This window comes from Micromonospora sp. CNZ280 (genome assembly GCF_011759515.1).
Window position 1 is genome coordinate 518,166 of the sequence record NZ_JAAOYP010000004.1, and the last position, 26,553, is coordinate 544,718.

Here is a 26,553-nt window from a genome sequence, read left to right on the forward strand (position 1 = left end):
CGCGTACCGTCGCCCGGATCTGCTCCGATGAGATTTCCGGTAGGCACAAACGCGCCATGCCGGTGGAGCGGGTTCAGGCCATCCATGAGAGCCTGCAGCGCTCGCGCTCGTCGCGCCGGTGGATAGCTACTCGAAGGTGAGGTGGTCGCTGCGGCGCGGCATCAGCAACAGCGCGCCCAGCCCGAGGACCGCGAGCACGGCTAGCGCGATGAAGACGTGGTGCGTCGCGTGGTACAGCGACGCGCGGACGTACTCGGTCACTGCCGGCTGGGCGGACTGGCTGTGCCCGCCGAGCACGAGACTCGTTGTGTCCACGTTGTCGGGCAGCCTGCCGCGGATTTCCGCCGGCGGGTTGGTGAAACGGTCGGCAAGGGTGGCGTTGGCGATCGCCCCGAAGACGGCGGCGCCGACGGCGCTGCCGAGTGACCGGCTGAACATGTTCGCCCCGGTGACCACGCCCCGGCGGTCCCATCCGACCACGGACTGCATGGCGACCAGGGTCGGGCTTGCGGTCAGGCCGAGTCCGACGCCGAGCACGAAGGCCGCTCCGGCGGCCGCCCACACCGTCGAGTCGGGCCGGAGCAGTGTGGTCAGCACCGCACCGCTGACCACGAAGACGCTGCCGATGAGGGCTGTGTCGCGGAAGCCGATCCGCAGATAGATCCGCCCGGCGAGGCTGGCGGCCAGCGGCCAGCCGACGGTCAGCGCTGCAAGGGCAAATCCGGCCGCCGGCGCGCTGGTACCGAGCACGCCTTCGGCGTACGTGGGCAGGTACGAGCTCAGGCCGATGGTGAGCGCCCCGATGCACAGCGCGGTGAGGCTGCCTCCGGCGAGAACACGGCGGCCGAACACCCACAGCGGCAGTACCGGTTCGGCGGCGCGGCGCTCCACGGCGATGAACGCGGCGAGCGCAACGACGCCGATCACGAGGATCGTCACGCTCTGGGTGGACGCCCATGACCAGGCGACGCCACCTTCGAGCAGCCCGAGGATGATGAGCCCGAATCCGACGGTGAGCAGGGCGGCGCCCGGGTAGTCCGCCCGGTGCCTGTTGCCGGTGATCCGTTCGGCGAAGTGACGGGCGAGCGTCCATGCCGCGACCGCACCGAGCGGCAGATTGATGTAGAAGATCCACCGCCACGACAGGTATTCAGAGAAGACGCCGCCGAGCGTGGGGCCGAGCACTGCGGAGATTGCCCAGACGCTCGCCAGGTAGCCCTGCACCCGGGCGCGCTCCTGCACTGTGTAGAGGTCGCCGACGATGGTCATGCTCATCGGCTGCACCGCGCCCGCCCCGATGCCCTGTACGGCGCGCGCGACGATCAGCGCGGGCATGCTCCACGCGACGCCGCACAGGATCGAGCCGAGCAGGAACAGCGCGATGCCGAAGAACATCACGGGCTTGCGTCCCAGCGAGTCGGCGAACTTGCCGTAGATCGGTACCGTGACCGCTTGGGTGAGCAGGTAGATCGAGAACAGCCACGGAAAGTGGGAGAAGCCGCCGAGATCACGCACGATCGACGGAACCGCGGTGGCGATGATCGTGGAGTCGAGAGCGACCAGGCCCATGCTGAGCATGACCGCGGTGAGCACCGGGCCGCGGTCGGAGCGGAAGCCGACGCTTTTCAGGATGGGGTCATTATCCGCCGGCCCCGTCCTGTTGCCGGTCGCCGGTGTCGCCACCATGCTGGCCACTCCTCCGCTGGGCAGTAAACCGCTGAGATCAACTACTGGTAATACGAAGCATTCCTGGGTCGTGCCCGTTGCCGGTGAGACCTACCACCGGCTGCTCGTGCTCATTTGCTCCTCCTTCTTTCCGCTACGCCCGTTGGCGCATTCGCGGGAAACAGCGCGAGGTATGGCTGAACTTCCGGGTGGACTGGGTGAGGGCTGAACAGCGGCCGCTGCTGGTCGTGCGCCGGGACAAGGCCGTTGTCGTGCTGCAGCGACCAGAACGACAGCATCGTGACGACGCTCGGACGCCGTCCAGTCATTAGCTTCCACGGGGAGAAGCCGAGACCGCCGCCCACCGACCCGGTGAGCGGCGGTCTCTGAGCTACGGCTCAGGCGGTCGGCTGTCCGGCCGGGAGGAACCGCGAGAGGAAGGCGCGGGTACGCGGGTTTGCCGGCCGATCGAGCACCTCGGTGGGGGTGCCGCTCTCGACGACCGTGCCGCCGTCCATGAAGATGACCCGGTCGGCGACCTCGCGGGCGAACGAGATTTCGTGGGTCACCACGATCATCGTCAGCCCGTCCGCGGCGAGGTCTCGCATCGTGGCGAGCACCTCACCGACCAGTTCCGGGTCGAGCGCGCTGGTCGGCTCGTCGAAGAGCATCAGCTTGGGGCGCATGGCCAGTGCCCGGGCGATCGCGACGCGCTGCTGCTGGCCGCCGGAGAGTTGTCGGGGGAACGCGTCCGCCTTGTCCGCGAGGCCGACCTTGTCGAGCAGGACACGCGCCCGCTTGAGCACCTCTGCCCTGGGCTCGCGTAGTACCCCGACGGGCGCCTCGATGATGTTGCCCAGCACCGTCAGGTGTGGGAAGAGGTTGAAGTGCTGGAACACCATGCCGATCTGGCGCCGGGTCCGAGCGATGCGACGCTCCGGAAGGTGGTGGATGCGGCCGCCACGCTGTTCGTACCCGACGAGTTCGCCGTCGATGGTGATGGAGCCGCCGTCGATGCGTTCGAGGTGGTTGACGCAGCGTAGGAAGGTCGACTTGCCGGATCCGGATGGACCCAGGATCACCACCACCTCGCCGGGGTGCACGTCGAGGTCGATCCCCTTGAGCACCTCCAGTGGCCCGAAATGCTTTCGGACGCCACGAGCGGACATCAACGGCTGATCGGCTGCGGTCATGAGGGCACCTCCACTCTCGGGACAGCCGGCTTGCGGCGGATCTTGAGGACGTCGCGGTACCGGGTCGGCGTGTGGCGGTTGCTGCCCCGGGCATAGTGCCGCTCGATGAACGACTGCCCGACGTAGAGGATCGACGTGATCACCAGGTACCAGACGCAGGCCACGAGCAGGAGCGGGATCGTCTGGAAGGTGCGGTTGTAGATCGACTGCACGGTGTAGAGCAGGTCGCTGAGCGCGATCACGCTTACCAGCGAGGTCGCCTTGAGCATGTTGATCACCTGGCTGCCGGTTGGCGGCACGATGAACCGCATCGCCTGCGGCAGCACGACACGGAAGAGTGTGCGCATCCGGCTCATTCCCAACGCCTGCGCTGCCTCGGTCTGCCCGTGGTCGACGGACATGAGGCCGCCCCGGACGATCTCGGCCATGTAGGCGCCCTCGTTGAGCCCGAGACCGAGGATCGCGGCGAGCAGCGGGGTGATGAGTGTGTTGGTCTCCCACTGAATGAACTCGGGACCGAACGGGATGCCGAGCGACACCCGCGGCATCAGCGCCGACAGGTTGAACCAGAAGATGAGCTGAACCAGCGCGGGCACCCCGCGGAAGAACCAGATGTAGAGCGCGGCGAGTGAGCGCAGCAGCGGGTTGCCGGAGAGCCGGCAGACCGCGAGCAGCACACCGAGCACGATGCCGACGGCCATCGCGATGACGGTGAGCTTCAGCGTGGTCCACAGACCCCGGGCGACGGACTCCGTGTTGAAGTATTGGAGGACCACATCCCATTCGAAGTTGGGGTTGGTCACCAGCATGTGGATCAGCTGCGCGGCCAGGACGGCGACCACGACGGTCGCCACCCACCGAAGCGGGTGCCGCTCGGGCACGGCGTGCGCGACGTCGACCGGCTCGGGGGTGCCGGCGACCCGGCCGTTGACGGCGTGGCTGGCGGGGGCGTTCGGGGCCACGGTGCTCACCCCTTGCTGCCGGCCAGATTGACGCCCGGCTTGTCGATCTTGTTGCCGTCGAGCCCCCACTTCGCCATGATCTTGGCGTAGGTGCCGTTGTCGAAGAGCTCCTGCATCGCGGCCAGCAGTACGTCGCGCAGCGCCGAGTCCTTGGGAACAACCGCGCCCTGGTAGAGGTCGTCGAAGCCGTTCTTCTGTCCGGTCCCGGCCAGCTCCAGCTCACCGTTGGACTGGCTGGCGAAGTAGGTCAGCGGCGCCTGGGAGGAGAAGAAGGCGTCGGCGCGGCCGGACTTGACCGACAGGACCGACGAGGGCTGGTCCTTGTACGACTGCACCTCGAGCGCCGGCTTGCCCTCGGCGGCGCACTTCTGCGCCTGGTTCTTGATCACCTTTTCCGCCGAGCCGGCGGCCATCACGGCGATGCGCAGCCCGCAGGCGCTGTCGAGGTCCTTGATCTGCTTCGGGTTGCCCTTGGGCACCGCGAAGACCACGAACTCCTGCACCCAGTCGACGAAGTCGTTGTCGGCCTCCCGCTCGGGGAAGTCACCGATCGGGCCGAGCGCGAAGTCGTAACGGCCGGCCTTGATTCCGGTCAGCACCCCGGAGAGACCCTCGACGGTTACGTGCTCGATTTTGACGCCGAGCACCTGGCCGAGCGCTTCGGAGAGATCAGCGGCGGCGCCGGTGAGATCGCGGTTGCTGCCGACGATCTCATAAGGCGGGAAGGATCCGCTGTTGACCGAGACCAGCTTCCCGGCCTGCTTGATCTTGTCGGGCAACTGGTCGTGCAGGGCGGCGTTCTTCTGCTGCGTGGCGACCTCGCCCCCACCGCCCTGCTGAGCCTCGATCGGGTCCTTGGCACAGCCGACGAGCGACAGCGAGAGCAGCGCGGACACGGCGGTCACCGCGATGGTGGTACGGCGCATGGCTATGTTTCCTCAATCAATCGTGTTGGTCAGGCCGTCGTGGTGGCGAGTGGTTCGGTCGGGGTGGGGTCGACGGCGAACCGTCGGTTGACAAGTACGGGCAGCCGCTGCCGCGCCTGGGCCAGCCGGTCCGCCGACACCTCGGCCCACAGCAGGTCGGGGTCCTCGGCGAGGCGCCCAACCACGACGCCGAGCGGGTCGACGACCATCGAGTGGCCGATGTTGCGGGGGCCGCATTCTCCGCAGGCGGCGACGTAGACGGTGTTCTCCAGGGCGCGCGCCGCCACCATCAGCTCCCAGTGCCGCTCCTTGAGCGGCCCGCGCACCCATGCCGCCGGCAGGACGAGAACGTCGGCCCCGCCGTCGGTCACGAGCAGCCGCGCCATCTCGGGGAAGCGTACGTCGTAGCAGGTCATCAGGCCGACGGTGTGCCCGGCGCAGGGGAAGGTCACCAGCGGCCCGTCGGCCGGGATGACGTTGTCGGACTCCCTGACGCCAAAGGCGTCGTACAGGTGCAGCTTGCGGTAACTGGTGATGATCTCGCCGTCGCGCAGCACGACCAGCGTGTTGTACGCCCTGCCGTCCGGCCCCGGCTCGTGCACGCCCGCCACGACCATGACTCCGGTGCCCGTGGTGGCCGCAGCAAGACCGCTGACGAACGGCCCGTCGAGCGGCTGAGCGGCGCTGCGCAACCGGGTGAAGTCGTCGGTGAACCGGGCCAGCACCCCCTCGGGCAGCACCAGGAGATCGGCGCCACCCGCGGCGGCTCGCTGCACCAGCAGTTCGCACTGCGTGAGATTGACCTGCCAGTCCTCGCTCGCGGCGAGTTGACCCAACGCGAGGCGCATCTACTCCACTCCCGTCTCAGCGGCGATCTTGACGTACTCGGGGAACAGCGCCTCCAGGTCGATCGGCGAGGACGCGATGCCTTGGGCGTGCAGTTCGGTGCAGAAGGCGGCCACCATCGGCCTGTTGGCCGCCAGGCCGTATGGCATCCAGTCGGGGCCGTACCGCCGTTCGGTCTCGTCGATGTCGGCGAGCGCCCACGGGGTCGTGTCGGCGTGCTTGCGGTAGCTGGCCCACCATGCCTGCTGCGACGCCCGCAGCGCCGTCATCAGTTCGGCGAGAATCTGCGGCCGTGCCTCGACGTGTTCGCGCTTGACGGCGATGAGGTGGATGCCGGGGATGAACCCGACTTCCGCGCCGTAGCGGGCCTCGGCCGCGCGGTAATCGCGGTAGAGCGGGCGCAGCGGCGTGTCGTCGCGGTGGAATCCGGGCGGCATGAACGGCGTCATGATCGCGTCGAGCGTGCCGTCGAGCAGCCCCCCGACAAGGGACTCCCCCGGTTCGGCGGGCCGTACCCACGGCGGTGGGGTCATTCCGCCCATGCGGTCACCGCCCGCCGCCTCGGGGGTGAGGGGCCCGACCGTCCACCGGACGCCGGTGAGGTCGACGCCCGCCCGGCGCAGCACGGCCCGCGTCCACGTGTTGCCGGAGTCTGGCCAGCCGGTCACTCCGATCCGGGCACCGGCAAGGTCGGCGGCGTCGGCGGCGTGGCTGTCCTTGCGGACCAGGATGCAGCGGTGGCGGAAACCGCGCATGACGAAGGCGGGGATGCCCACGAGCCGGTCGTCGCCGGCCGCGCGGGCCAGGGTGTAGCGGCTGAACGAGGTCTCGCCGGCGTCGAGGCTGCTTTCGTCAAGTAGCTGCGGGGTCACGGCGAGGCGCGCGACGCGGAGGTCGAGCGAGGGCGCGCCGACCTCGCCCAGGGCGAGCGGCACCAGGTGTGACCAGGGCCGGACGCCGAGGCGGAGCGGGGTGGTGGGTGAGGTAGCCATCGCCGGCAACGATAAAGTTCAGGCTCCCGCCAGACAATAACTTTATTGTTACTGTTCATTCTTCTCAGCATGTGGTGAACTACGAGCCATGAACCCCACTCAGCCGGATGCCCGCGGCGCCGACCTGGACGCGCAGTGGCTGGCCACCCAGATCGACGAGCCAAGCGCCCGCGGCATCGCGGCGACCGTGGCGGCCCTGATCCGCGCCGGGATGATCACTCCCGGCAGCCGGCTGCCCACCGTGCGCGCCCTCGCGCTCCGGTTGGGCGTCAGCCCCGCCACCGTGTCCGAAGCCTGGTCCATGCTGCGCCGGCGCCGCGCGGTCGCCGGCCGCGGCCGCGCCGGCACCGTCGTCATCGGCCCACCCGACGTACCGCACCCACGCCGCTTCGAGGAGGTCGGCCGCCACGGCAGCCGGCTCTTGCACGACCTCCGCCTTGCCGTACCAGACACCGCGCTGCTACCGCCGCTAGACGCCGCGCTCGCCGCGGCACTGCGCACCGCAGAGCTGCACGAATACAACCGCGTACCGATCACCGAGCGGCTCGCCGACGCGGTCCGTCCAACATGGCCGTTTCCGCCAGCGGACCTACTAGCCGTCAACGGCGGCTTCGACGCTCTGCTGCTGCTCTGCCAAACCCTGGTCGTCAGCGGCGACAAGGTGGCCGTCGAAGACCCCACCGCGCCACGACTGCTCGACATCCTCGACGCGGTCGGCGCCGAGGTTATCCCGGTCCGCTGCGACGAGCGCGGCCCCCGGCCAGACGCCCTGGCCGACGCGGTACGCCGCAAGCCGGTGCTCTTCATCTACCAGCCACACGCCCACTCCCCCGCCGGGCACAGCGTTGACGCCACGCGCAGCGCAGAACTCGCAGCCGAGCTGCGCGATTCGGAGACCCTGGTAATCGAGGACGACGGCTTGGCCGAGCTCGCCCCCGGGCCGGTGCACACCCTCGGCACGGCCCTTCCCGACCGGGTGGTGTTCGTCCGCTCATACTCGAAGTCACACGGGCCCGACCTGCGCCTCGCCGTCCTCGGCGGCGCGGCGCCGCTGGTCGAACGCGCCCGCGTCTACCGGACATTCGGCAGCGGGTGGACCAGCCGCATTTTGCAGAACTGCCTAGCCCACCTGCTCACCGACCCGCACACCCATGAACTTGTCGCCCGGGCCGGCGAGACATACAGAACCCGACGGCGGACGCTCGCCGAGGCGCTGGCCGCCCGCGGCGTACGCACCGGCGGCACCGAAGGGTTGAGCCTATGGATGCCCGTCGAGGACGAACGGTCTGCACTGGTCACCCTCGCCGCACACGGCGTCGCCGTCGTCCCGGGAGGGCGCTGCTTCTTTGGCCCGCACGAGCCCTTCCTACGCGTCGCGACCAGTCGGCTTCACGACCACGTCGACGAGGTAGCCGACCTGCTCGCCTTCGCCGCCTTCGAAGAGCATGACCCCGGACAGCCGACCACCCGACGCTGAACAGGTCCCATCAACGACAGCCAGGCAGCTCACTGGCGTAGGGACCGAGTCTGCGCTGGTAGTGGGATCGTCGGGCTCGGGCTTGGGATGCCCGTCGCCAGGCCGACCAGTGCAGGGTGTGCGCTGGTGGTAGCAGCAGGGTGAGGACGAAGGCGTGGTGTCAGCCCAGCGGAGCTGCCACCGCGCCGTTTGTTGGTCACCCGACGGCCGACGGGTCCGCAGAGGCATATTGGCGTACGTACTCCCAGACCGGTTCGGAGAGATCCTCATCGGATCGCTTCTGTCCCACCACTTCGTACCAGGCAAGGTTCTCGATCCAGAACCGGGCAATGAACCGGTCGAAGTCGTCGGCCACGCGCACCAGGTCCTCATGCGCTTCCTCCTGGGGGACCACCCGCAGGTCGTACGCCTCGCCACCGCACAGGACCTCGTGGCGGCCGTCTGGCAGCAGGTGCAGATACCAGAACAGACAACCCTGCTGGTCGTTGAGGAACCGCACCAGCTGCGCGCCATGGTGGACGGGGCTCGGCGCCGACGGAAGATCGGAAGCCCAGTAACACGACGTACAGGTCGGTACCGAATCGCGCAGCACCGGATCAGCCATGAACGCGACGAACTGCTCTGGCAAGGCCGCAACATTCTCGGACACGGGCGAGCCGTGGGTCAGTGTGTCCAGGCCGTACTGACCGGCAGCGCGTTCACCGAGTGGCACCAACTCCCGCATCCAGCTGTGCAGACCACCTGGATGCCCGAGGGGAAGCGCCGGCAGCGCCGTGTGGGAGCTGCCGCTGTACGTGGCGAAATCGACCTCGTGGCTGCGGAACCTGCCGAGATCGAACGAGATCCAACCGTCTTTGATCGTCATGGCGGCACCATAGGGACGGCCAGCGACAGTGTCCGCCGCGTGGGCACTCATGCCCAACCGAATCACCGATCCGGAAGCCTGTATGACGAGAAGGAGTGGCTCGGCTACAACACGTTTGACGTGCCCCCTACGCACCTGGCGAGGAGCGCAACTGCCCGGAGCAGGCGTTCCAGCTCATTGGCTGCCGGCGCTGTGACCGATTCCCGGGGCGCGGTTGAAGACCGACCAAACTGGTGTGTCCGAGCCCGATGCAAACGAGGCTTGCGGATGTCGCCGGCACGAGATCAAGGGCGTACCACGGCGCGCTCCGCCTTACCCGGCGATGAGGTGGTCCAAGGTGCTCTTGAAGCTCCCAACGAGGCTTGCGAGGACCGTCCGCCCCTTCTCGCCGCTAGCAAGTGAGGGGCGTCCGATCACCCCAGTCTCGGTGTATGCGTGCAGGCCCAGTGTGAGTAGATGGGGCCGCTCAGCAACGTGATCGGCTTGCCGGTAGGCAGGACGGACGGTTTCTGGTGCGACGTGCAGCAGGATCGACGTTTCGATCTCGCCTGCGTGCATGTCGTCGTGAGCGGTCGTTGCAAGGCCTGCGTCCCGCCGGGCCTGTTCCCAGTCGTGCCGGTTGGGGAACAGCGCTAGCCGCGGTCCAGCGACGTTGGCTTCCTGCACGATGTTGGACAGCACGTAGTTTCCGCCGTGGCCGTTCACGAGAACGAGGTGGTGGGTACCGGAGCGCCGAAGTGAGCCGGTGACGTCCGAGATGATCGCGTCAAGGGTGCGTGCGCTGATGCTTACAGTGACGGGCCAGGCCGAGTGTTCGTGTGAACAGGAGATCGTGATCGGCGGTAGCAGCAGCAGCTTGTATTGACTCGCCACCTCGGCTGAGATGGCGCTGGCGACGATGGTGTCGGTGGCCAGCGGGAGGTGGGAGCCGTGCTGCTCGAAGCTGCCGATTGGTAGGACAGCGACGGACGCTCCGCGGTTTGCCTCGTCGGTGGCTGTGGCGGTTGTCCAGAGGTTCACCGGCCTATTGTGCCGGCGACTTGCTGTACGAGGGTGTACCGAGCACGGAACTGGTGGGCCCGGGGCGATGAACGGAGTGATGCGAGCCCCTGGGCGACGTGGTGTAGCGCGTTGGTCAGCCGCTTGGAGCCTGCCTCCACTGCCAGGTTGAGGGCGATCTCGCCCTGCTCCACTGCCTCCTCTGCGCGTCCCAGTTGAGCGAAGGCGGTTGCCAGCCAGGTCCGGGCGAGTCCCTCGTCTTGTCGGTATGCCGCTGGCCAGGCGCGCAGCACCTCCTCGAGTACGACGACGGCCTGCCGCGGTTGACCGAGGAGGAGGTGGCAATGGCCCTCGTGGGCAATGACGTAGGAAGGTACGCAGTGGCGGCCGATCGTGTCGGGGTCGTCAGGCTCCTCGGCGTCTGTGACGAGCTTGTGCGCTTGCCGGAGGGCTAGCTGACACTGCTGCTGGTGGCCTGCGAGGGCGTTCGCTTGGGCGTTTCGGACGGCGCACAGGGCGCGGTCGCGAGGAGTCATGTCTGACCTGCTGTTGATGGCGTGAGCGAATGCGAGCGCGCTCGCGGTGTCCCGTCTTTCGGCGGCGCGTTGGGCTTGACGCATCAGTACGTAGGCCATCATGGTGCTGTCCCGGGCTTCTCGGGCCATGGACAGCGCCTGCCGGAGCCAGTAGCCCGCGTCGTGGCTGTCTCCCAGGTTGTCGGCTGTCCAGGAGGCGAATTCAGCCCACCGCGACTCGACACGCAGCAACTCACGGAGGGTCTGTCCGCTCGCGGCCGCGCGGTGCTGCTGGATGATGTTGAGTTCTCCGCGGACGACGTCATGGAGCCTGCGAGGGCCGAATGCGTCGTGGGAGGCGGCAAGGATTCTGAGCATGTTGCGCCAGTGGGGAACCATGCCCGGGTCGATGGGGCCGGTGATGGTCAGCGCGGCCCCTTCCTGCGCTTCAGGCGGTGTTAGAGCGGACAGCGTCGTCTCGAGGGCCTTGTTGAGCGCAGCGCTCGATCGGCGGACCTGTTGTTCGTACAGTTCCACCAAGGTGCCGCTGGCGGCCAACACCTGGTCGCAGCGCTGCCAGAACGCTCGGGGCGCTTGCTGGCGGCCCGTCTCGATGTTGGCGATGGTGCTGCGCGAGTACCCCGTGAGGGGCGCGAAGGTGTGCTGGTTGTAGCCCGCGGCTCGGCGTAGCTCTGCGAGGCGGCTGCCCAGCAGTCTCCAGGTCTCGGTACCGCGGACGCTCATCGCGCTGGCCACCTTATCGTCAGCGAATCGCCTGCAAGCCATGGCTCACCGCCAATCTAGCGTCACGCTGCGACGCTCGGCACAGTCACCGTAAGCCATCAGTACCAATGTCGATAAGGGTTGTCGGCAGGTGTCGACAATCGAACCGACATTCGCATTCGCTATGGCCTCAAGCCGTGGCGCTGGTCCGCTGCACTTCTGAAGCGCAGGAGGCACGCCCCGGCTCAGGCTAATCCGGCTCGTCCTAATCCTGGTTTCGCTGACTGCTCTTTGTTTACGTCGCATCATGGCGCTCCGTGTCGGCCTGTTGTCACGATCGCGTCTCCGGACTTACCGACATCGGGACTCAAATCATTAGGTGTTGTCGTGGCTGCGTCGCCGCGACGGGCTGAGGCGCAACCACGGCGTGGAGGACATTTCTTCGCCTCCATAGTCCGAACTGCTGAGCGAAAGGTGAGTTGATGTACGACCACGAGCTGTCGCGCTACGGCTATCAGCAGGAGTTGAGTCGGCAGCTGCGGTTCCGGGATCTGGTGTCGTATGGGTTGGTGTACATGGTGCCGATCGCGCCGATGGCGATCTTCGGCAGCGTGTACGCCGGCTCGGGCGGGATGGTGGCCCTGGCCTATGCGATCGGTGTGGTGGCGCTGGTGTTCACGGCCTTCTCCTATGCGCAGATGGTGAAGGCGTTCCCAATGTCGGGCAGCGTCTACAACTACGCCGGCCGCGGTATCAGCCCGCCGATGGGTTTCCTGGCGGGTTGGGTGATCCTGCTCGATTACGTGCTCGTGCCGGGGCTGTTGTATCTGGTGGCGTCGGTGGCGATGCACGCGAGCGTGCCGGCGGTGCCGGTGTGGGTGTGGCTGCTCGGGTTCGTCGCGGTGAACACGGTCGTCAACTCGGTTGGTATCCGGATGACCGCGGTCGTCACCCGAGTCATGCTGGTCGGTGAGCTGATCGTCTTGGCGATCTTCCTCGCTGTCGCGGGTTGGGCTCTGGCGGTGGGGAAGGGCCGGTTCAGTGGGGATGCGTTCTACAACCCGGACACGTTCACCTGGTCGGTGGTGGCGGGGGCGGTGTCGATCGCGGTGTTGTCGTTCCTCGGCTTCGATGGCATCAGCATGCTGGCCGAGGAGACCCGGGACGGGTCGCGGCAGATCGGCCGGGCGATGGCCGCCGTCCTGGTCCTGGCGGGGGTGCTGTTCATCGTCCAGACGTGGCTGACCGCCATGCTCGTCCCCGACCCGACGGGCCTGCAGACCGCCGGCGACCCGGACGGGACTGCGTTCTACGACGCGGCCGCGGTGGCCGGCGGGAGCTGGTTGGCGACGGTGTGCGCGGTGGCGACGGCGGTGGCGTGGGGGGTGCCGAACTCGATGGTCGCGCAGGTCGCCACGTCCCGGCTGCTGTATGCGATGGCCCGGGACCGGCAACTCCCACGCTTCCTGGCGAAGGTGTCGCTTCGGCGGAGCGTTCCGATCAACGCCACGCTGCTCACCGGCGCGGTGTCCCTCGCGCTCGGCCTGTACATGGCTACTCGGGCGGACGGGATCACGCTGCTGTCGTCGCTGATCAACTTCGGGGCGATGGTCGCCTTCCTCGTCCTGCACATCTCCGTGGTCGTCCACCATGTGATCCGCGGCCGCAGCCGGAACCTGTGGGCGCATCTGGTGATGCCCGGGGTCGGGTTCGCGATCCTGGCCTACGTCGTGGTCAACGCCAACATCGCCGCGCAACGCCTCGGCCTGGCCTGGCTGGTCCTCGGGGTGCTGGTCCTCGCCGGCCTCTACGCGACCGGTCGCCGGCCGGCGCTCTCGGGTCTGGCGGCTGTTGAGCGGCAGTCGCGGCGTGACGTGGAGCGGGTGTGAGCGGCATGGACAGGATCGTGTACCGGCCGGTGCGGGACGAGTTCGCCTACACCTTCGGCGGGCGCATGCCCGTCGCGCACCTGCGCTCCGGCGACCTGCTTGAGGTGGTCACGGAGGACTGCTTCGGCGGCCTCGTCCGCGGTCCGGCGGACCTGCCGTCCCGGGTGTGCCGCATGCCTTACCTCAATCCGGTGTCGGGGCCGTTCTTCATCGAGGACGCCGAGCCTGGCGACACGCTCGCCATCCACGTCGTCTCCATCACGCCGGCCCGGGACTGGGGTGTGTCCGCGACGTTCCCGCACTTTGGCGCCCTCACCTCCACGGCCCACACCCCCACGCTGCAACCACCATTGGAGGAGCGGGTGTGGGTGTACGAGATCGACCGGCCCGCCGGGGTCGTGCGGTACCGGGCCACCGCCAGCGACCACACCGTTGACCTGCCGCTGGACCCGATGATCGGCACGATCGGCGTCGCCCCGGGCGGGTTCGAAGCCCGCTCCACCATCGTCCCCGACACCCACGGGGGGAACCTCGACACCCCCGAACTACGGGCCGGGACCACCCTCTACCTGGGGGTGGCCATGCACGGGGCGATGCTCGCCCTCGGCGACGGACACGCCCGCCAAGGCGAGGGCGAAGCCAGCGGCGTCGCGGTCGAAATCGCGACCACCACCACCCTCATCGTCGAGGTGATCAAAGGCGTGGCGACGCCGTGGCCTCGGCTGGAAACGGACAGCGAGGTCATGTCCATCGGAGCGGCCCGCCCTCTCGAGGACGCCTACCGGATCGCCCACCACGACCTGGTCGGCTGGACCGCCACCCTCACCGGCCTGGACGCGTTGGATGCCTACCAGCTCGTGTCGCAGGCGGGACGGGCGCCGATCGGCAACGTGTGCGACCCCAACTACACGATCCTGGCCGCCGTCGCCAAGACCCTGCTCCCCTCAGCGACGGCACCGTACCGCGGGGCGCACGACAGGTTGCGGCAGCTCGCCACCGCGGCCGCAGCCGGGGGCGGATCGTGACGGCGTCGGTTCCCCGCCTACCCCTGCGGGATGAGCTGTTCCTGCTCGGCCACGACGACGACACCGGCCACCTAAACCTGCACCGCGACGCCCTCGCACTCGGCCTGGCCGGCGCCGTCCTGATCGACCTGTTCCTCGCCGGACGAGTCGACCTCGATCACATCGACCCAGCCCACCCTGCCGGCGAGCAGCGGCTCCGCCTGCACATCGACCGTCCGGTCGGCGACCTGATCGCCGACACCGCACTCGCCTCCATCCGCTACGCCCACACGGCCCCGCCACTGAAGGTGTGGCTCCGCGGCTTCGCCCACGACCTGCACGACCGCACCCGCGCCGGCCTCGTCGCCGCCGGAATCCTGCGCCACACCACCCGCCGACGCCTCGGCGGCCTCGTCCGCGCCGACACCTACCTCGCCACCGACACGAAATGGACCATCGTCGCCCGAGCCCGACTGCGCTACCTCGCCGCCAAGCGCGAGCAACCCGACAACCACACCGCCGCCCTCGCCGGCCTCGTCGCCGTCCTCGGCCTCACCCCGTACCTCTACCTCGACGACGACACCGCCGCCCTCACCGCGCACCTGCAGACCATCGCCCACCAGCACCACCGCCCGGTACGCGACATCACCGCCACCGTCGACGCCGCCCTCGGCGACCTCGCCACCGCCACCTACCGCTAACCCCACCCGCACAGGAGCCCCCTGCCATGGACACCGTCCCCCGCATCCGCGCCGCCCGCTGGGCCGACAAGGACCCCGTCGCCGCCCTCATCGCCGACGCCCTACAGCCCAGCCCACTCGCCGCCTGGCTCCTACCCGACCCCGCACAACGGCGCCGCATCCTCGCCGACGTCCTCGCCATCTGGGTGGAGCACGCCATGTTCTTCGGCGACATCTACCTCACCGACGACCTCACCGCCGCCACCGTCGGCTTCCACCGCTACCGACCCATACCCCCACCCGCCAACTACCCGATTCGGCTGGCCGACGCCGCCGGCCCACACGCCGACCGCTTCGACATCCTCGACCAGACACTGTCCTTACGGCGACCGACCGAACCCCACTACCACCTGGCATTCCTCGCCGTGCAACCCAAGGCGCAGCGCACCGGTCGGGGCACCGCGATGCTCGCCCACCACCGCAGCCGCATCAACCGCGTCGACCTACCCTCCTGGGCCGACACCACCACCGCAGCCCAAGACCTGTACGCCCGCTACGGCTACACCCCACGCCCGACGATCACACTCCCGAACGGACCAACCATCCACCCGATGCGCCGCGACCCGGACCCCGGCAACGACGCATGGCCCCTCAACACGACCCGCCCTACGACAGCGTCCCGCTCACCTAACCTCACCACCTGACGGCGCAGTTCCTGTGCGCATGCCCTGGTAAACCGCTAGATGGATCAGCTGATCGACCCGCTGGCCCGGGCTCGACCAAGTCGCACGGGGAATCGCTGTAATACGTATACGGGCCGGCCGTCGACGTACGCCTACCAGCTACGCGACCTGGCCCTCGACGTCCTCACCGACGCCCACAGCTCGGACGTCGATGCCAACGCACCCGGATGGGACCCGGTCGTGCGCGGGTTGGTGGCTCTCGCGTTGCACTGGCTCGGCCTTAACTGACTTGCCGCTGCGACACATGGTTTAGGAAACCGATGCTCTATCCCCTGAGCTACGAGGGCGCGAGGGCCTAGTCTAGCGACCTGGGGGTTCACCTGGGGTGGCAGGGAGTGGCCCACGTTCGCCCGCGTCACCCGGACCGTCGTTCGCCCAGCCCAGGACCACATCCGGAGCACACGAACCCCGGTTTGCGACCGGCGGTCGGCTGCGGCGACCCGCGTTGGCACCGGTTCACCCGGGTTGGCATCCGCTGGAGAGCACACACCGCGCACATCATCGGAGATCATGATGTGCGCTCCCTCGGCCCGGGATCCAAGGGCCGGGCACCGGACCGCGGTGACCGACGCCTGTCAGCCTCGGCCTCCCCCACGCCGAAGACTCCGACGAGGCAGCGCCACGAGAGGCGCGACGCCCGGCTCAACGTCGAAAGGCCGCTATGGCTGGGTCATGTCACGCCAAGCGCTGATGAGTTCAGCAACGCTGGAGTACCGGTCCTCGGGCACCTTCTGTGTCGCGCGATCCACGACATCACGCTGACGGGCGGACCCTCGCCAGCCCGCTGGGGAGTCCAGCAGGTGCCCGACCATGCGACCGAGGGTGTAAACGGTGGTGCGCTGGTCGATGACAGCACCGCGAACGAACTCCTCGGGCGCCATGTAGCGGCGAGAGCCGGGCAACCGATCGGCGTCGAGGACGAACGGGCCGGGCCGGTACTCATCCATGTCGATTAAGCGCATCCGGCGGGCGACGAAGTCGTACAGGAGACAGCCGTCGTACAGGTCGACCGCGACGAACCCAGCGGTGACGACGGCCTGGTGCGCGTCAAGAATCGTGTCGACGGCTGCCTCCACCTCGCCGATGGGAAGCTGCTGGAACCGGGCCAGCGCCGCACGGTCCGACCCGTGGACGGTGGCTCGGTTCAGGACGCTGCCGTCGTGCCACGGGTACACCAGCACCAGCCCGTCCGGGCCATCGAGGACCTGTTCGGGGCCGACGATCGCCGGGTGCGCGACTGCGGCATGCAGTCGGCTGGCCCGCGCCAGCGAAAGCCGGGCTTCGGATGTAGTGGCACGCTTTACGAACCAACGCCGCCCCATCACCTCGATGCCGTGGGACAGGCAGCCAGAGCCCTGAGCGTCGAAGATCACGAACGCGGACGACAGTGGCAGGTCGAGCACCGATCTAACCTACGGCAAACAGCTGCCCTGGGTTCACTACTCAGGGTGGGCGGCCCGCAGAGGCTACCGCGCCTGCGCGGCTAAACGGATGGTTGACACGATCGGGGCCCACTGCCCTTCGCGCGCATCGCGGCAACCCGTCAGCCCACAAGACCACGCCGCCATCTGAGATGATCAGCCGTTGCCGAACTGTAGGAGTGGCACGTCGTACAACGTGGGATCGGGGACCCGGCGCATTGTCGGCGCGGCAACCTCCATAACCAACATTTCAGTGAGGAATTGGACGGTGGCGGCAAGCAGGTGGCTGGTGTGGCCGGTGGCGCTGTGTTCCTTGAGGCCGACGCTGACGTGGATGTGTGGCAGGATCCGGTCCTCGGTCGCGTCGTAGGCGATGGTGCCGCCACCGAGTGCTTCGACGTTGGACAGGTGCACGCGGTCCCACACGGGTGCCTGGGGGTTGTCGAGGCGTTGGCATGTGCCGACGATCTCGACACTGCTGAAGCCGGCGATGAAGACGGGGATGTAGCCGTGGCGGATGCCGTTGGTGCGGCAGGCGTCGGCGAGGGCTGTGAAGAAGTCCTCGCCGTGGTCGAACGTGACGCCGATCATGCGGCCGGGCGTGAGGTCGTGGCTACGCATGCTGCATCTCCGGCTGTTGGCTGAGGGCCGGCCAGGGCCAGCGGGCAGGATCGCCGGTGCCGCAGGCGGCGAATGCGGCGGCGATGATCTCGGGCTCGGCACCGGCGGCGAGAAGGGTGTGCAGCAGGATGCGCGCCTTGTAGGGGTCGAGGAAGCCGGCGCCGACGAGCCCTCGGCGCTGCAGGTCGCTCTCGGAGCCGGGGAAGGCGTAGGTGGACGCCAAGACCGGTCCGGCACCAGTACGGGAGGCGAGCACGACCGGGATCCTCGCCGCGAAGGCGGTGAGCTTCTCGACGAGGCGTTGAGGTACGTGGCCGACGCCGAACCCCGCCACGACGAGGCCGTCGAGCCCGTCGGCGCCGGCGAGGAGGGCGCCGTCGTCGCCCAGGGATACGGTGTACAGCCCGACCCGTGGAACCCGGGTGATCGTCTCCAGCGGCACGGCCAGGCGGTGCGGTGGGTGGGTGAGCAGCCGTACTGTGCCCTCGACGACGTGGCCGAGCGGGCCGGTGTTCGGCGAGCGGAAGGCGCCGCCGCTGGTGGAGTGCGTCTTGCGGACGTGCCGGGCGGCGTGGATTTCGTCGGCGAGGACCACGAGGGCGCCAAGGCCGCGGGCGGCCGGGCTGGCGGCGGTGCGGATCGCGGCGAGGATGTTCGCCGGTCCGTCGGCGCCGGCAAGGGTGGGGTTGCGCATCGCACCGGTGACTACAACCGGCGCCTCGCCGGCGTGCAGCAGGTCGAGCAGGTAGGCGGTCTCCTCGATGGTGTCGGTGCCCTGGGTGACCACGACGCCATCCATACCGTCGGTCGCGGTGCGGTCGGCGATCAGTGCGGCCAGCGCCGTGAGGTCGTCGAAGCTGAGCGAGGCGCCCGGCAGTTGGCGGAAGGTCTGGACATGCACGTCGATACCAGTCTCGGCCAGTCCAGGTACGGCGGCGATGAGCTCCTCGGCGGTCAGGTTCGGCACGACGCCGCCAGCGTCGCTGCCGGCGGTCATGGCGATTGTCCCGCCGAGGGAGAGCATCAAAACCGATGTCGGCTTCTCCGCCACCGCACCTCCTCGTCCGTGCCTATGTGCCTGCGGCAGCCTGTCACAGTTTCTGAGTGAAGCGAAGGCTCAAGGGAGGCTGGCCAGGTAGCGGCAGGCTGCGTTGATCCCGTCAGTGGTCAGTAACCGGCTGCGGGGTCGGATCATCCCTTCGATGCCGACGGCGGCCAGCTCGGTGCAGCGTCGACGCAGCCAGGGCCATTCCAGGCCGAGGTACTCGGCGAGGATTCGTAGGCGGCGGGTGGACCGGCCCGATGCGGTGATGGAGCCGGCTTGGCCGCCGCGGGCAACGTCGTCGTAGCGGCGTAGCGCGGTACGGCGATCGAGGGCGTCGACGTGCCAGAGTCCGTCGGCGCGCACCCAGTCGGCGAGAATAACCTGCGTGTGTGGGGTCAGCACGAAGCCTTCAACGGTGGCGTACGCCGGGTCTGGACTCACGTGCACGGCGATGCGCAGGGATTCCATGAACGCTGCCGAGAGCAGCAGCAGGATGCGTTCCGCGTGGGGGCTGCCCCGCACGGCGGTTTCTGGGATGCAGAAGACGCGGGCGGCCGGGGCGGTGGGTGTGGTGAAGCGTTCGCTCGTGGCGTGCAGATAATCGATCTTGTGGCGGAAGAGCAGCCAGGTACTGGCTTCTTCGCCGTACTGCTCGCGGGTCCAGAACACGGGTTGGTCGGTCGCGGCGTCGAGGCGGTGGCTGATGTAGCGGGCGCAGAAGTCGGAGCCAAGCCACATCTGGCTCAAGGTGTTGAGGTCGGCGGCGACGTTGCGGCCGACTGCGGAGCCGGGTAGTTGGGCGTAGCGGCGTAGTTTGGGGACGCTGTCGGCGAGCGCGGCATCATCGGCCAGGAGAGCGTCGTCCATGCCGCACAGAGCCCACAGGATGCCGATGGTGAAGGCGTCGAGGCGGTATGCCGGTACCGCCAATCCAAGGGTGGGCGTTGTGGCCACGGCGAGGATGGGCTCCTCGCCGACCAGCAGTTCCGTCGCTACGAGATCGCGCAGGCCGAAGGCGGCGGCGTGGCCACCGTTGAGCGTCCGTGGGTAGCGGGCGGCGTGGCGGCGGTCTTGGACGGGAATGCTGGTGAGGGTCAGGGTCGTAGCGGGTACGGCTCGGCCGTATGGCAGGGTCAGCAGTCGGTCAACCGGCCATGCCGGTGGGGGCGCCGTGAGTTGCACACCGGGCAGCGCTGATGCCCAATCCGCCGCCGCACCAGTGGTTATCTCACCCGGTGAGGCGGCGAACGCGGATGCCGTTGGCGTGGTGCTGCGCCGCTGCTGGGAGACGGCGGCGCGCACCGCGCGGGCGGTGGCGGCCACGGCGGCACGCTCCTGGTGTCGCTCCAGTTCGACCAGCGGAAGCAGGTTGGTGAGCGCGCCTCCTGCGGCGAGCGCGGTGTCGCAGGCGTTTGCGAATTCCGGGGTCGGCCAGCGCAGGGCCTTCTCGATCTTCGCGATGAGATCCGAACTGACGTGCAGGTGCTCGCCAAGCCGCGCTTGTGACCAGCCGCGCTGTTCTCGCCATGATCGCAGCTGGGCGCCGAAGTAGTGCTTGGCGGAGGTGTGGGGTGCGAGTTCGCGTGGAGTCTGGGCCATCCCAACCTCACGGAATGCGCCGGCCGTGTGCCCGGTTCGGAGGGCGGATTCGGCGGTCGCTTGGTAGCGATCGGTGTCGCCCACGGTACACGGTGCACACGGCGATGTCCGTCCTACCTCACCGTCGCTGATCAGGTCGGCTGCGCGGCGGTGATGCTGACGGCGGTGGCGAAGATCTCGGTCATACGGCGGCGTAGCTCGTCGTGGTCGACCAGTGTGATGGCGGTCTGGAAGCTGTCCCTTGCTTGGGCGAGCTGTTCGGCCTGCAGGCGCAGATGGGCGGTGAGAAAGTCGCGTACCTCGGCTGGCGCGGTGGGGGCGACGCGTGCGGCGTACAGGACGGTGAGCGGGAAGGCCCAGCAGGCGTGAAGGAAGCCGAAGGCGGGTCGTTCGGTGGCTCGCCAGGGTGAGTAGAAGTGCCGGTCGTCGGGGATGTTGACGTGGCAGGCGACCAGGGCGTCGTTTAGCCAGTTGTGGCCGGCTTCGTGGATGAGGTCGCGGGCGAGGACGATTGGGTGGTTGGTGTAGTCGGTGAAGACGGTGCCGGGCAGGCGGGTGATGGTCCAGCTGAGCAGGGTGTCGTGGAGCGTCTTCCGTTCGAGGAGGCAGATGATCGGCGCGTGATCGCACAGGAGCGTGCCAAAGCCGGCGCTGACTGCCGCCGCGAGCCCGTTCCGCACTTGCTCCAGGGCGGGTGGGCTGGCCGGCGTCGTTTCGGGGTTGATGACGTAGTAGGGCGTGGCGGCGAGGGCCGAGCGGCGCAGTTGCTCCGGCTTCGGGTTGACCACAATCGGGATCTTGTCACCAGGGTCGGTGCGTAGGCGGGCGGTGTCGCTGGCCGTGGCGTGGCGGTACCAGGCCAGCAGCGTGCCGTCGGCGGATCGTGCCGCGGCTTCGGCACCTTCAAGCCAGTGGTGGGCGAGGGCGTAGCTGAGCGGGGTGCTGGCGGGAGCGTTCGTGCCGAGGACGCGGTGGATAGCGGTGGTGCGTCGCCGGCGTAGGTCGGTGGTGGCCGGCAGGCTGAAGAGGTCGTCAAGGGGCGGCACCGGCTGTTCTCCTTTGCGCGGTGGTGGGCGCCTGGTGCCGGGGCGGGGCCCGGCACCAGGCGAGGACGGACGGTTACTGCTGGCCGGTGGAGCTGTCTGCGTTGTCCGCGGGAGGCCAGCCGGTGGTGGATACGTTGGAGGTGTGCGCGGTGACCTGGACGGTGGTGTCGTCGCCGCGGAGCTGCTCGACGGCAGTGAGGAAGTCGTCGTAGGGCGTGGGTGTGTCCACGATGTGCTCCTTGTCTGGGTGTCTCGGAAGTCAGGGCTGCTGAGGGCGGCGAGCGGCGGCGGGCTGCGGGTGCGCGGTGGCATTGGCGTTCACCGTTCGGCGATGAGCCAGCTGATGAACTTGCGGGACCGTCCGGAGCTGACTGGTTCGGTGCCGTGGGTCAGTTGGGAGCCGTAGACGATGGCGTCGCCAAGGCGGGGACGGACGGTCCAGCGGGTGCGTGGTAGGTCGCGGAACCAGGCAGAGGAGTTGTCGGCGCCGTCGTGGATGAGCGACATGCCGGGTACGTATCCGGCGGCGCTGGCCAGGTCGGTGCTGGCCCAGATGTCAGGGGCTCCCGTCGTCTCGACGTAGAAGTCGCCTCCAGCATCGGCGTGACGGATGGGGATGCCAATGCCGCCGATCTGGCGGGGCCAGGTGCGGGGGTCGGGGGCGATGCCGTCGGCGTGCGGGGTGATGTGCTGTCCGGTGCGGTACTCGACGTAGGTCCAGGGACGCAGCGCGGTCACCGACGGCATGGCGCGGCGGATGGCCGGCATGGCACGGTTCGTCGCCCGGTCGAGGATGGCGGTCACCGATGAAGGCAGCTCGGTGATCTCGATACGTCCGGCTGGTTCGTAGACCGCCATGGCCTGCGCGGCGGTCAGGCCCGGGATCTCGTGCATGGTGGTGGTACGGCCGCAGTCGAAACGGCGCGTACCGGCCGCGGCAAGGATCTCGTCCATGGCTGTCGCGAGCTGTTCGACGTCGGTAGGGCTCAGGAAGCCCTCCACGCTGTGGGTGGTCAGGGTTTCGGCTACGTGGATCATGGCGTCCGTCCTCCCGGGGTGAGCGGGCTCAGGGGCGGCATTCGCAATCGGCGGGCGCGGTGCTGGCGATGTCGGTGAGTGCGGTGGTGACGGCGGTGACAGCGTCGTCGAGGGCGGCGAAGTAGGCGTCCCAGCCGGCCGTCGGGGCGAGGGAGAGCCCGAGGACCGGGTACTGGCGGCTGGTGGTCTCGCATGTCAGCCGGTCCCGACCGACCAGCATCTGGCAGGCGGCCGGCAGCACTTGTCGCGCTCGAGTGTCCAGCCGGCAGAGAACGGCGCTAAGCCGGGCGGACTCGGTACGGTGTCGCGGGAGAACGCCGACATGCAGTCCGACCGGTGCGAGGTCGAGGCCCGTGTACTGGTGGCCCTGACAGCTGTCGTAGGTGACGTAGCCTAGGCGCCGGGTAAGCAGGTCGACCAGCGGCCACACGGCGGGTTCGATGCCGTCGCGCCACTGGGGGTGGTGGGGGTCGAGGTCGTCGGCCGGGTGGGTACCGGCCAACCCGGCGCTGTTGATGTTGCCGTGATCGCTGTGCCGCAAGGTGGCCGCTGGTCGGGGTCGGCTGGGGTCGTCCCAGCGGGCGAGGAAGCCTGCGACGTCGGGCATGGAGTTGGGCCGACGGGGGCGCCATGGCACCGCGCGGCATGAGGCGCCGCCGGGTCGGTGGGGTTCGGCGAGGAGAGCTGCGACGCCGTCGACCAGACGCATTCGGTAGGCGCAGTACTCATCGTCGCTGTCGGCGTGCCGGTGTGCCCGCCACCGGGTGGCCACGCAGCCGCCGCCGCAGGTGTCGCTGTATCGGCAGCTCGCGCACTTGACCATCAGCGACCGGCCCGCCTCAAGTAGCGGCAGGCGGCGCTGCGCGCCAATGATGTCGGCCTCTTCAGGAGCACCCGGCAGGCCGATGAACCGGGCCTGCGACCCCGGTAGCTCGTCGCAGCTGCCCAGACGCCCGTCCGGGTAGGTGGTGAAGACGTGGTCACACTTGGCGTCGGAGAAGTGGCAGATGGGCGCCGCGGCTCCCGTGAGTCGGTGGATGGTCGACACGGCGGGTTCGAGTTTGATGCGCCGGAACAGGCCACTGCCGATCCAGTGCGCGGTCGCGCTGAGGACAAAGGAGGCGTACTCGGCAGGCGTGATCGCCCAGGCCGGCCCGGAGCCACCGGTGAGGGCCGCCTGTTGCAGATGGCGGCTCGCCGGCACGCGTGCACCAGCGAGCCGGGTCGGGGCGGCGACGGTGGCGTCGAAGCAAGGTACGAGGTTGACGGCGCGCACGGCGGCAAATCCGGCGAGGTGGTCAAGGATCTCCGCGGCGCGGCCGAGCACGGCAGAGGTGACGACGCTGATGACCCCGACGTGCCGTCCGCGGGCGGCGAGCAGGCGCAGGGCGGCGGCGACCCGGTCGTATGTGGGCTGCGCGTCGTAGCCGACGCGCCAGGCATTGCCGGCTGCATCGCCGTCGAGCGAGATCCCGATTTCCAGCCCGGGGTAGTGCGCGTCGATGAGGTCCAGCCAGCTGTCGTCGAGGAGAAGGCCGTTGGTCTGCATTGAGACGCGCACAACGTTGGGTTGGGCCGCGAGCCGGTCAAGGATTTCGGCGAAGGCGGCGCGGCCAATCGTCAGCGGCTCGCCGCCGTGCAGCTCGACGGCGACGGGGCGGGCGCCGAAGACCGCGGTCAGCCGGGCGGCGTCGTCGGCGGACAGTCGTGCTCCGCCGGGGGCTTCCTTGCGCTTTTCGTAGCAGTAAAGGCAGTCGATGTTGCAGGTCTCGCCGCGAAGCTTGAGGATGACCGAGACCGGCCGGCGGTCGTCGGCGAACAGGGGCCGGTACATGTCCTCCGGGGTGGGGGTGGCCGGTGGCATGGTTAGCCTCCCTGGCGGTTCGCTCGGTGCCAGCCGGTGAGCTGGCCGGGGGTTAGGCGGATGCGTTCGTCGCCGCGGCGCACAAACCATCCGTCGGTGTAGCGCTGGGGCAGCCAACCCAGCTCGCCGGTACCAGCGGGAGGCGGCTCTTCGGCGGTGGTGCGGTCCGGCCAACACCGAAGGAGTGCGGCGGTGACCCGCTTCCGGACGGACGGGAACCAGGAGGTGTCGTCGGCGTTCCAGGATGGAGCGGGCAGCGACGGTGGCGCGCCGTCGTTGGCTCGACGCCAGAGGGCGGGTAGCCACTTGTCACCGAGCAGCGGTTGGTCCGCCGCGACGACGTCGAGGCCGAGAAGACAGATCTCCAGCTGGCGGCGTACCACCTCGGCCTCGGCATACAGGTGATCGGTGGTGAGTCCGAGGAGGTCTTCGACAAGACTGAGGACGTGCTCGACCCGGTCCGCCACGGCCCAGTGCCGGTAGCCGGCTACGTCGTCGCCGGTGACGACCGGCTGCCATCCCGTCAGCGTGTACCGCCGTGCGGTGCGCAGTCGGGTCAGTTGCCCGAGTGCGGCGCGGACCTGCCGGAAGCGCTCGACGTCGTCGAAGCGCACGTCGAAGGAGCCCAGCATGCTCCGCAGCGGTTCGATCATGGCCGGGGTACACGCGGCGAGGTCGACCCTTACGCCGTCCACCAACCGCGAGCGCAGCGCGGGGGGCTGGTCGTGGAAGACAACGCGCAGGTCGATGTCGCTGCGAGCGTGGGCTAGGCCGGCACCCAGCGCACCCTCCAGCCAAACCTCGCTGACCTTCGGGTCATCGCAGAACTCGGCCGCGACCCGGGCAGCGATCCTGGCACGGATATCGACTGCGCTGGTCACCGGTCCTCCTCCCGTCCCCCAAGCAGGGCGGTGCGCAGAGTCTCGGCCGTCCAGCGGTCGAGGACGCCCCGCACGTCCGGGCGCTGCGCTCCGATATGCGGGGTGAGGAGCAGGTTGCGCGGCTCACCCGGTCCTGTGAACGAGCCGACGTGTTCGGGGTCGATCGCGTCGATGGCCAGGCCGCTCAACGTGCCGGCGTCGAGGGCGTCCAGGCAGGCTGGCAGGTCGAGGGTCTCCATCCGCCCGGCACAGATCAACGCCGGGCGGCGCCGCCCAGCATGGGCCAGCCAAGCCGGACCGAAGGCCGCTAGGGTGGTTTCGCGCAGCGGCAGCGCCACGACGTGCAGATCTGCCCAACTGGTCAGCAGCTCAGCGGGGCGTTGGGGCAGGTTCGGCGGGTTGGACGGCCATGCCGCGTACGCCACGTCACTTACCGCCGAGCGGAGCGCCTGCCCGATGGCGAGACCGACGGGCCCAGCGCCCCAGATCGCGAGGTGCTGCTCGGCCAGGGGACGTCCAAGGCAGGCGGCCTTGAGGTGACGGCCGGCGGCGAGGCCGTTGTGCCCGAGTGCCGCGCGGCGGCTGAGGCTCAGCGCGGCCAGCAACGTCCATTCGGCGACGGCCGCGGCGTTCGCGGTCGGGTTGCGATGCAGAGTGATACCTCGGGCCGCGAGTGCGAGAAGGTCGATGTTGTCGGTGCCGGAGCCCGGTCGCACGACATGTCGCAGCGCCGGCAGGCAGGCGACGTGGTGGGCCGACAGCCGGGTGCCGGAACGCATGACGACCGCAACCGCCGGGTGGGATACCGCCGGTAGCCGGTCGAGTACCTCGACGCGCACTCCGGGCAGCGCCTGGGTCAGCCGGTGAGGGTCGGCGCTGCCCTCGACGACCACGACGGTGGTCATGCGGACCGCCGGTACAGGCCGAAGGCGAGGTCGCCGTCGCCGACGAGGACCTCAACCGGCGTCGGCGTGCCGAAGTAGTCGTCGCAGGCGCGCTTGACGCCGGGCAGGCCGTCCCAGGCCTTCGGGTTGACGACGGTGTCGGCGTAGTCATCGATGATCAGTGCACCGAGGTGACTCAGGCGGGGAACGCAGTGGGTGAGCGAAACGTAGATGGAGTCGTAGAAGTCACCGTCCAGGTAACCGAACGCGATTGTCTCGGGCATCTGGTCGGGCAGGGTGTCGGCGAACCAGCCGGGATGGATGACCGGACTCGGTTTGTGCCAGGCGGCGTGAGTGGACACGACGTCCGCCGGCGTACTCACCAGTTCGCCTTCACCGAGGTGGTTGGAGTCCCGATCACCGGGGGCCGGCAGGCCCGCGAACGAGTCGTAGACGTGGATCGGCCGATCCTTGTCGCCGAGTTCGTCGAGTACGGCACGCATCCACAGCGCCATGGCGCCCCGGTAGCAGCCGACCTCCACAACCGCTCCCTCGACGCCGTCTTTCACCATGTGCCGCAGCTGGGCGGCGATGGCGGTCAGCCGGTCGGCGTCAACGGTGTTGGCATGCTCGGCGAGCAACCAGCCGCGAAGCGCGGACAGGTGCGCGGTCATC

25 protein-coding genes are annotated in these 26,553 nt (G+C 68.9%); 5 read left to right on the forward strand and 20 right to left on the reverse strand.

Annotated features, from left to right (window positions below; all coding sequences use genetic code 11):
• Positions 1 to 126: 126 nt before the first annotated feature.
• From FHX32_RS29525 to FHX32_RS29550, 6 genes are all read right to left on the reverse strand, one after another.
• Positions 127 to 1,686, reverse strand: a complete 1,560-nt coding sequence (locus FHX32_RS29525) for an MDR family MFS transporter (RefSeq protein ID WP_167190486.1) — start codon at positions 1,684 to 1,686, stop codon at positions 127 to 129.
• 377 nt (positions 1,687 to 2,063) lie between these two features.
• Positions 2,064 to 2,858 (reverse strand): amino acid ABC transporter ATP-binding protein, encoded by a 795-nt coding sequence (locus tag FHX32_RS29530; protein WP_167190489.1) that lies wholly within the window; start codon positions 2,856 to 2,858, stop codon positions 2,064 to 2,066.
• On the reverse strand, positions 2,855 to 3,829 hold the full coding sequence (locus FHX32_RS29535; protein ID WP_486481398.1) for an amino acid ABC transporter permease: 975 nt from the start codon (positions 3,827 to 3,829) through the stop codon (positions 2,855 to 2,857). Before FHX32_RS29535 ends, FHX32_RS29530 begins: the two co-directional genes overlap by 4 nt.
• A complete protein-coding gene (locus FHX32_RS29540; RefSeq protein ID WP_167190492.1) occupies positions 3,826 to 4,746 on the reverse strand; it encodes an ABC transporter substrate-binding protein in 921 nt (306 codons plus the stop codon). Before FHX32_RS29540 ends, FHX32_RS29535 begins: the two co-directional genes overlap by 4 nt.
• A 29-nt stretch (positions 4,747 to 4,775) precedes the next feature.
• Entirely contained in the window at positions 4,776 to 5,594 is an 819-nt protein-coding gene (locus FHX32_RS29545; protein WP_167190495.1) for a nitrilase-related carbon-nitrogen hydrolase, read from the reverse strand.
• A complete protein-coding gene (locus FHX32_RS29550; RefSeq protein ID WP_167190498.1) occupies positions 5,595 to 6,584 on the reverse strand; it encodes a substrate-binding domain-containing protein in 990 nt (329 codons plus the stop codon).
• Between the two features lie 88 nt (positions 6,585 to 6,672).
• On the opposite strand from FHX32_RS29550, the gene FHX32_RS29555 reads away from it, so the two are divergent.
• Positions 6,673 to 8,061, forward strand: coding sequence for an aminotransferase-like domain-containing protein (locus FHX32_RS29555; protein WP_167190501.1), 1,389 nt, complete (start codon positions 6,673 to 6,675; stop codon positions 8,059 to 8,061).
• Positions 8,062 to 8,257: 196 nt separating this feature from the next.
• Here FHX32_RS29555 and FHX32_RS29560 read toward each other — a convergent pair whose 3' ends face one another.
• The 3 genes from FHX32_RS29560 to FHX32_RS29570 form a co-directional block, all read right to left on the reverse strand.
• Entirely contained in the window at positions 8,258 to 8,926 is a 669-nt protein-coding gene (locus FHX32_RS29560; RefSeq protein ID WP_167190504.1) for a hypothetical protein, read from the reverse strand.
• A gap of 312 nt (positions 8,927 to 9,238) precedes the next feature.
• Positions 9,239 to 9,946: a creatininase family protein gene (locus tag FHX32_RS29565; protein WP_167190508.1), complete on the reverse strand. Its 708-nt coding sequence runs from the start codon at positions 9,944 to 9,946 to the stop codon at positions 9,239 to 9,241.
• The gene (locus FHX32_RS29570) at positions 9,943 to 11,184 is read right to left on the reverse strand and encodes a helix-turn-helix domain-containing protein (RefSeq protein WP_486481399.1); all 1,242 of its coding nucleotides are present in this window, start codon (positions 11,182 to 11,184) and stop codon (positions 9,943 to 9,945) included. Before FHX32_RS29570 ends, FHX32_RS29565 begins: the two co-directional genes overlap by 4 nt.
• Positions 11,185 to 11,645: 461 nt before the next feature.
• On the opposite strand from FHX32_RS29570, the gene FHX32_RS29575 reads away from it, so the two are divergent.
• From FHX32_RS29575 to FHX32_RS29590, 4 genes are read left to right on the forward strand one after another with little or no spacing between them, the layout of a single operon-like run.
• Positions 11,646 to 13,052 (forward strand): APC family permease, encoded by a 1,407-nt coding sequence (locus FHX32_RS29575; RefSeq protein ID WP_167190514.1) that lies wholly within the window; start codon positions 11,646 to 11,648, stop codon positions 13,050 to 13,052.
• Between the two features lie 5 nt (positions 13,053 to 13,057).
• The gene (locus FHX32_RS29580; protein ID WP_208419479.1) at positions 13,058 to 14,077 is read left to right on the forward strand and encodes an acetamidase/formamidase family protein; all 1,020 of its coding nucleotides are present in this window, start codon (positions 13,058 to 13,060) and stop codon (positions 14,075 to 14,077) included.
• Positions 14,074 to 14,757, forward strand: a complete 684-nt coding sequence (locus FHX32_RS29585) for a GOLPH3/VPS74 family protein (protein WP_167190519.1) — start codon at positions 14,074 to 14,076, stop codon at positions 14,755 to 14,757. Before FHX32_RS29580 ends, FHX32_RS29585 begins: the two co-directional genes overlap by 4 nt.
• A 26-nt stretch (positions 14,758 to 14,783) precedes the next feature.
• Complete coding sequence (locus tag FHX32_RS29590) at positions 14,784 to 15,440, forward strand: GNAT family N-acetyltransferase (RefSeq protein ID WP_167190522.1); 657 nt, start codon at positions 14,784 to 14,786, stop codon at positions 15,438 to 15,440.
• A 698-nt stretch (positions 15,441 to 16,138) separates the two neighbouring features.
• Here the strand turns inward: FHX32_RS29590 and FHX32_RS29595 are convergent.
• From FHX32_RS29595 to FHX32_RS29645, 11 genes are all read right to left on the reverse strand, one after another.
• Positions 16,139 to 16,882 carry a protein kinase family protein gene (locus FHX32_RS29595; RefSeq protein WP_167190525.1) on the reverse strand — a complete coding sequence of 248 codons (744 nt, stop codon included), beginning with the start codon at positions 16,880 to 16,882 and terminating at the stop codon, positions 16,139 to 16,141.
• A 174-nt stretch (positions 16,883 to 17,056) separates the two neighbouring features.
• Positions 17,057 to 17,521, reverse strand: a complete 465-nt coding sequence (locus tag FHX32_RS29600) for a PCC domain-containing protein (protein ID WP_167190528.1) — start codon at positions 17,519 to 17,521, stop codon at positions 17,057 to 17,059.
• Complete coding sequence (locus FHX32_RS29605) at positions 17,514 to 18,572, reverse strand: asparaginase (RefSeq protein WP_167190531.1); 1,059 nt, start codon at positions 18,570 to 18,572, stop codon at positions 17,514 to 17,516. Before FHX32_RS29605 ends, FHX32_RS29600 begins: the two co-directional genes overlap by 8 nt.
• A 66-nt stretch (positions 18,573 to 18,638) precedes the next feature.
• On the reverse strand, positions 18,639 to 20,249 hold the full coding sequence (locus FHX32_RS29610; RefSeq protein ID WP_486481400.1) for a helix-turn-helix domain-containing protein: 1,611 nt from the start codon (positions 20,247 to 20,249) through the stop codon (positions 18,639 to 18,641).
• A 47-nt stretch (positions 20,250 to 20,296) separates the two neighbouring features.
• Complete coding sequence (locus tag FHX32_RS29615; protein ID WP_167190534.1) at positions 20,297 to 21,211, reverse strand: aKG-HExxH-type peptide beta-hydroxylase; 915 nt, start codon at positions 21,209 to 21,211, stop codon at positions 20,297 to 20,299.
• 73 nt (positions 21,212 to 21,284) lie between these two features.
• The gene (locus FHX32_RS29620; RefSeq protein WP_167190538.1) at positions 21,285 to 21,440 is read right to left on the reverse strand and encodes a hypothetical protein; all 156 of its coding nucleotides are present in this window, start codon (positions 21,438 to 21,440) and stop codon (positions 21,285 to 21,287) included.
• 89 nt (positions 21,441 to 21,529) lie between these two features.
• Positions 21,530 to 22,249 carry a hypothetical protein gene (locus FHX32_RS29625; RefSeq protein WP_167190541.1) on the reverse strand — a complete coding sequence of 240 codons (720 nt, stop codon included), beginning with the start codon at positions 22,247 to 22,249 and terminating at the stop codon, positions 21,530 to 21,532.
• 28 nt (positions 22,250 to 22,277) lie between these two features.
• Entirely contained in the window at positions 22,278 to 24,113 is a 1,836-nt protein-coding gene (locus FHX32_RS29630; RefSeq protein WP_167190544.1) for a radical SAM/SPASM domain-containing protein, read from the reverse strand.
• 2 nt (positions 24,114 to 24,115) lie between these two features.
• Positions 24,116 to 24,994, reverse strand: a complete 879-nt coding sequence (locus FHX32_RS29635; RefSeq protein ID WP_167190547.1) for a hypothetical protein — start codon at positions 24,992 to 24,994, stop codon at positions 24,116 to 24,118.
• Complete coding sequence (locus tag FHX32_RS29640) at positions 24,991 to 25,899, reverse strand: NAD(P)-dependent oxidoreductase (RefSeq protein WP_167190550.1); 909 nt, start codon at positions 25,897 to 25,899, stop codon at positions 24,991 to 24,993. The genes FHX32_RS29635 and FHX32_RS29640 overlap by 4 nt, the downstream gene beginning before the upstream one ends.
• On the reverse strand, positions 25,896 to 26,552 hold the full coding sequence (locus FHX32_RS29645; RefSeq protein ID WP_167190554.1) for a TylF/MycF/NovP-related O-methyltransferase: 657 nt from the start codon (positions 26,550 to 26,552) through the stop codon (positions 25,896 to 25,898). The genes FHX32_RS29640 and FHX32_RS29645 overlap by 4 nt, the downstream gene beginning before the upstream one ends.
• Position 26,553: the final 1 nt, after the last annotated feature.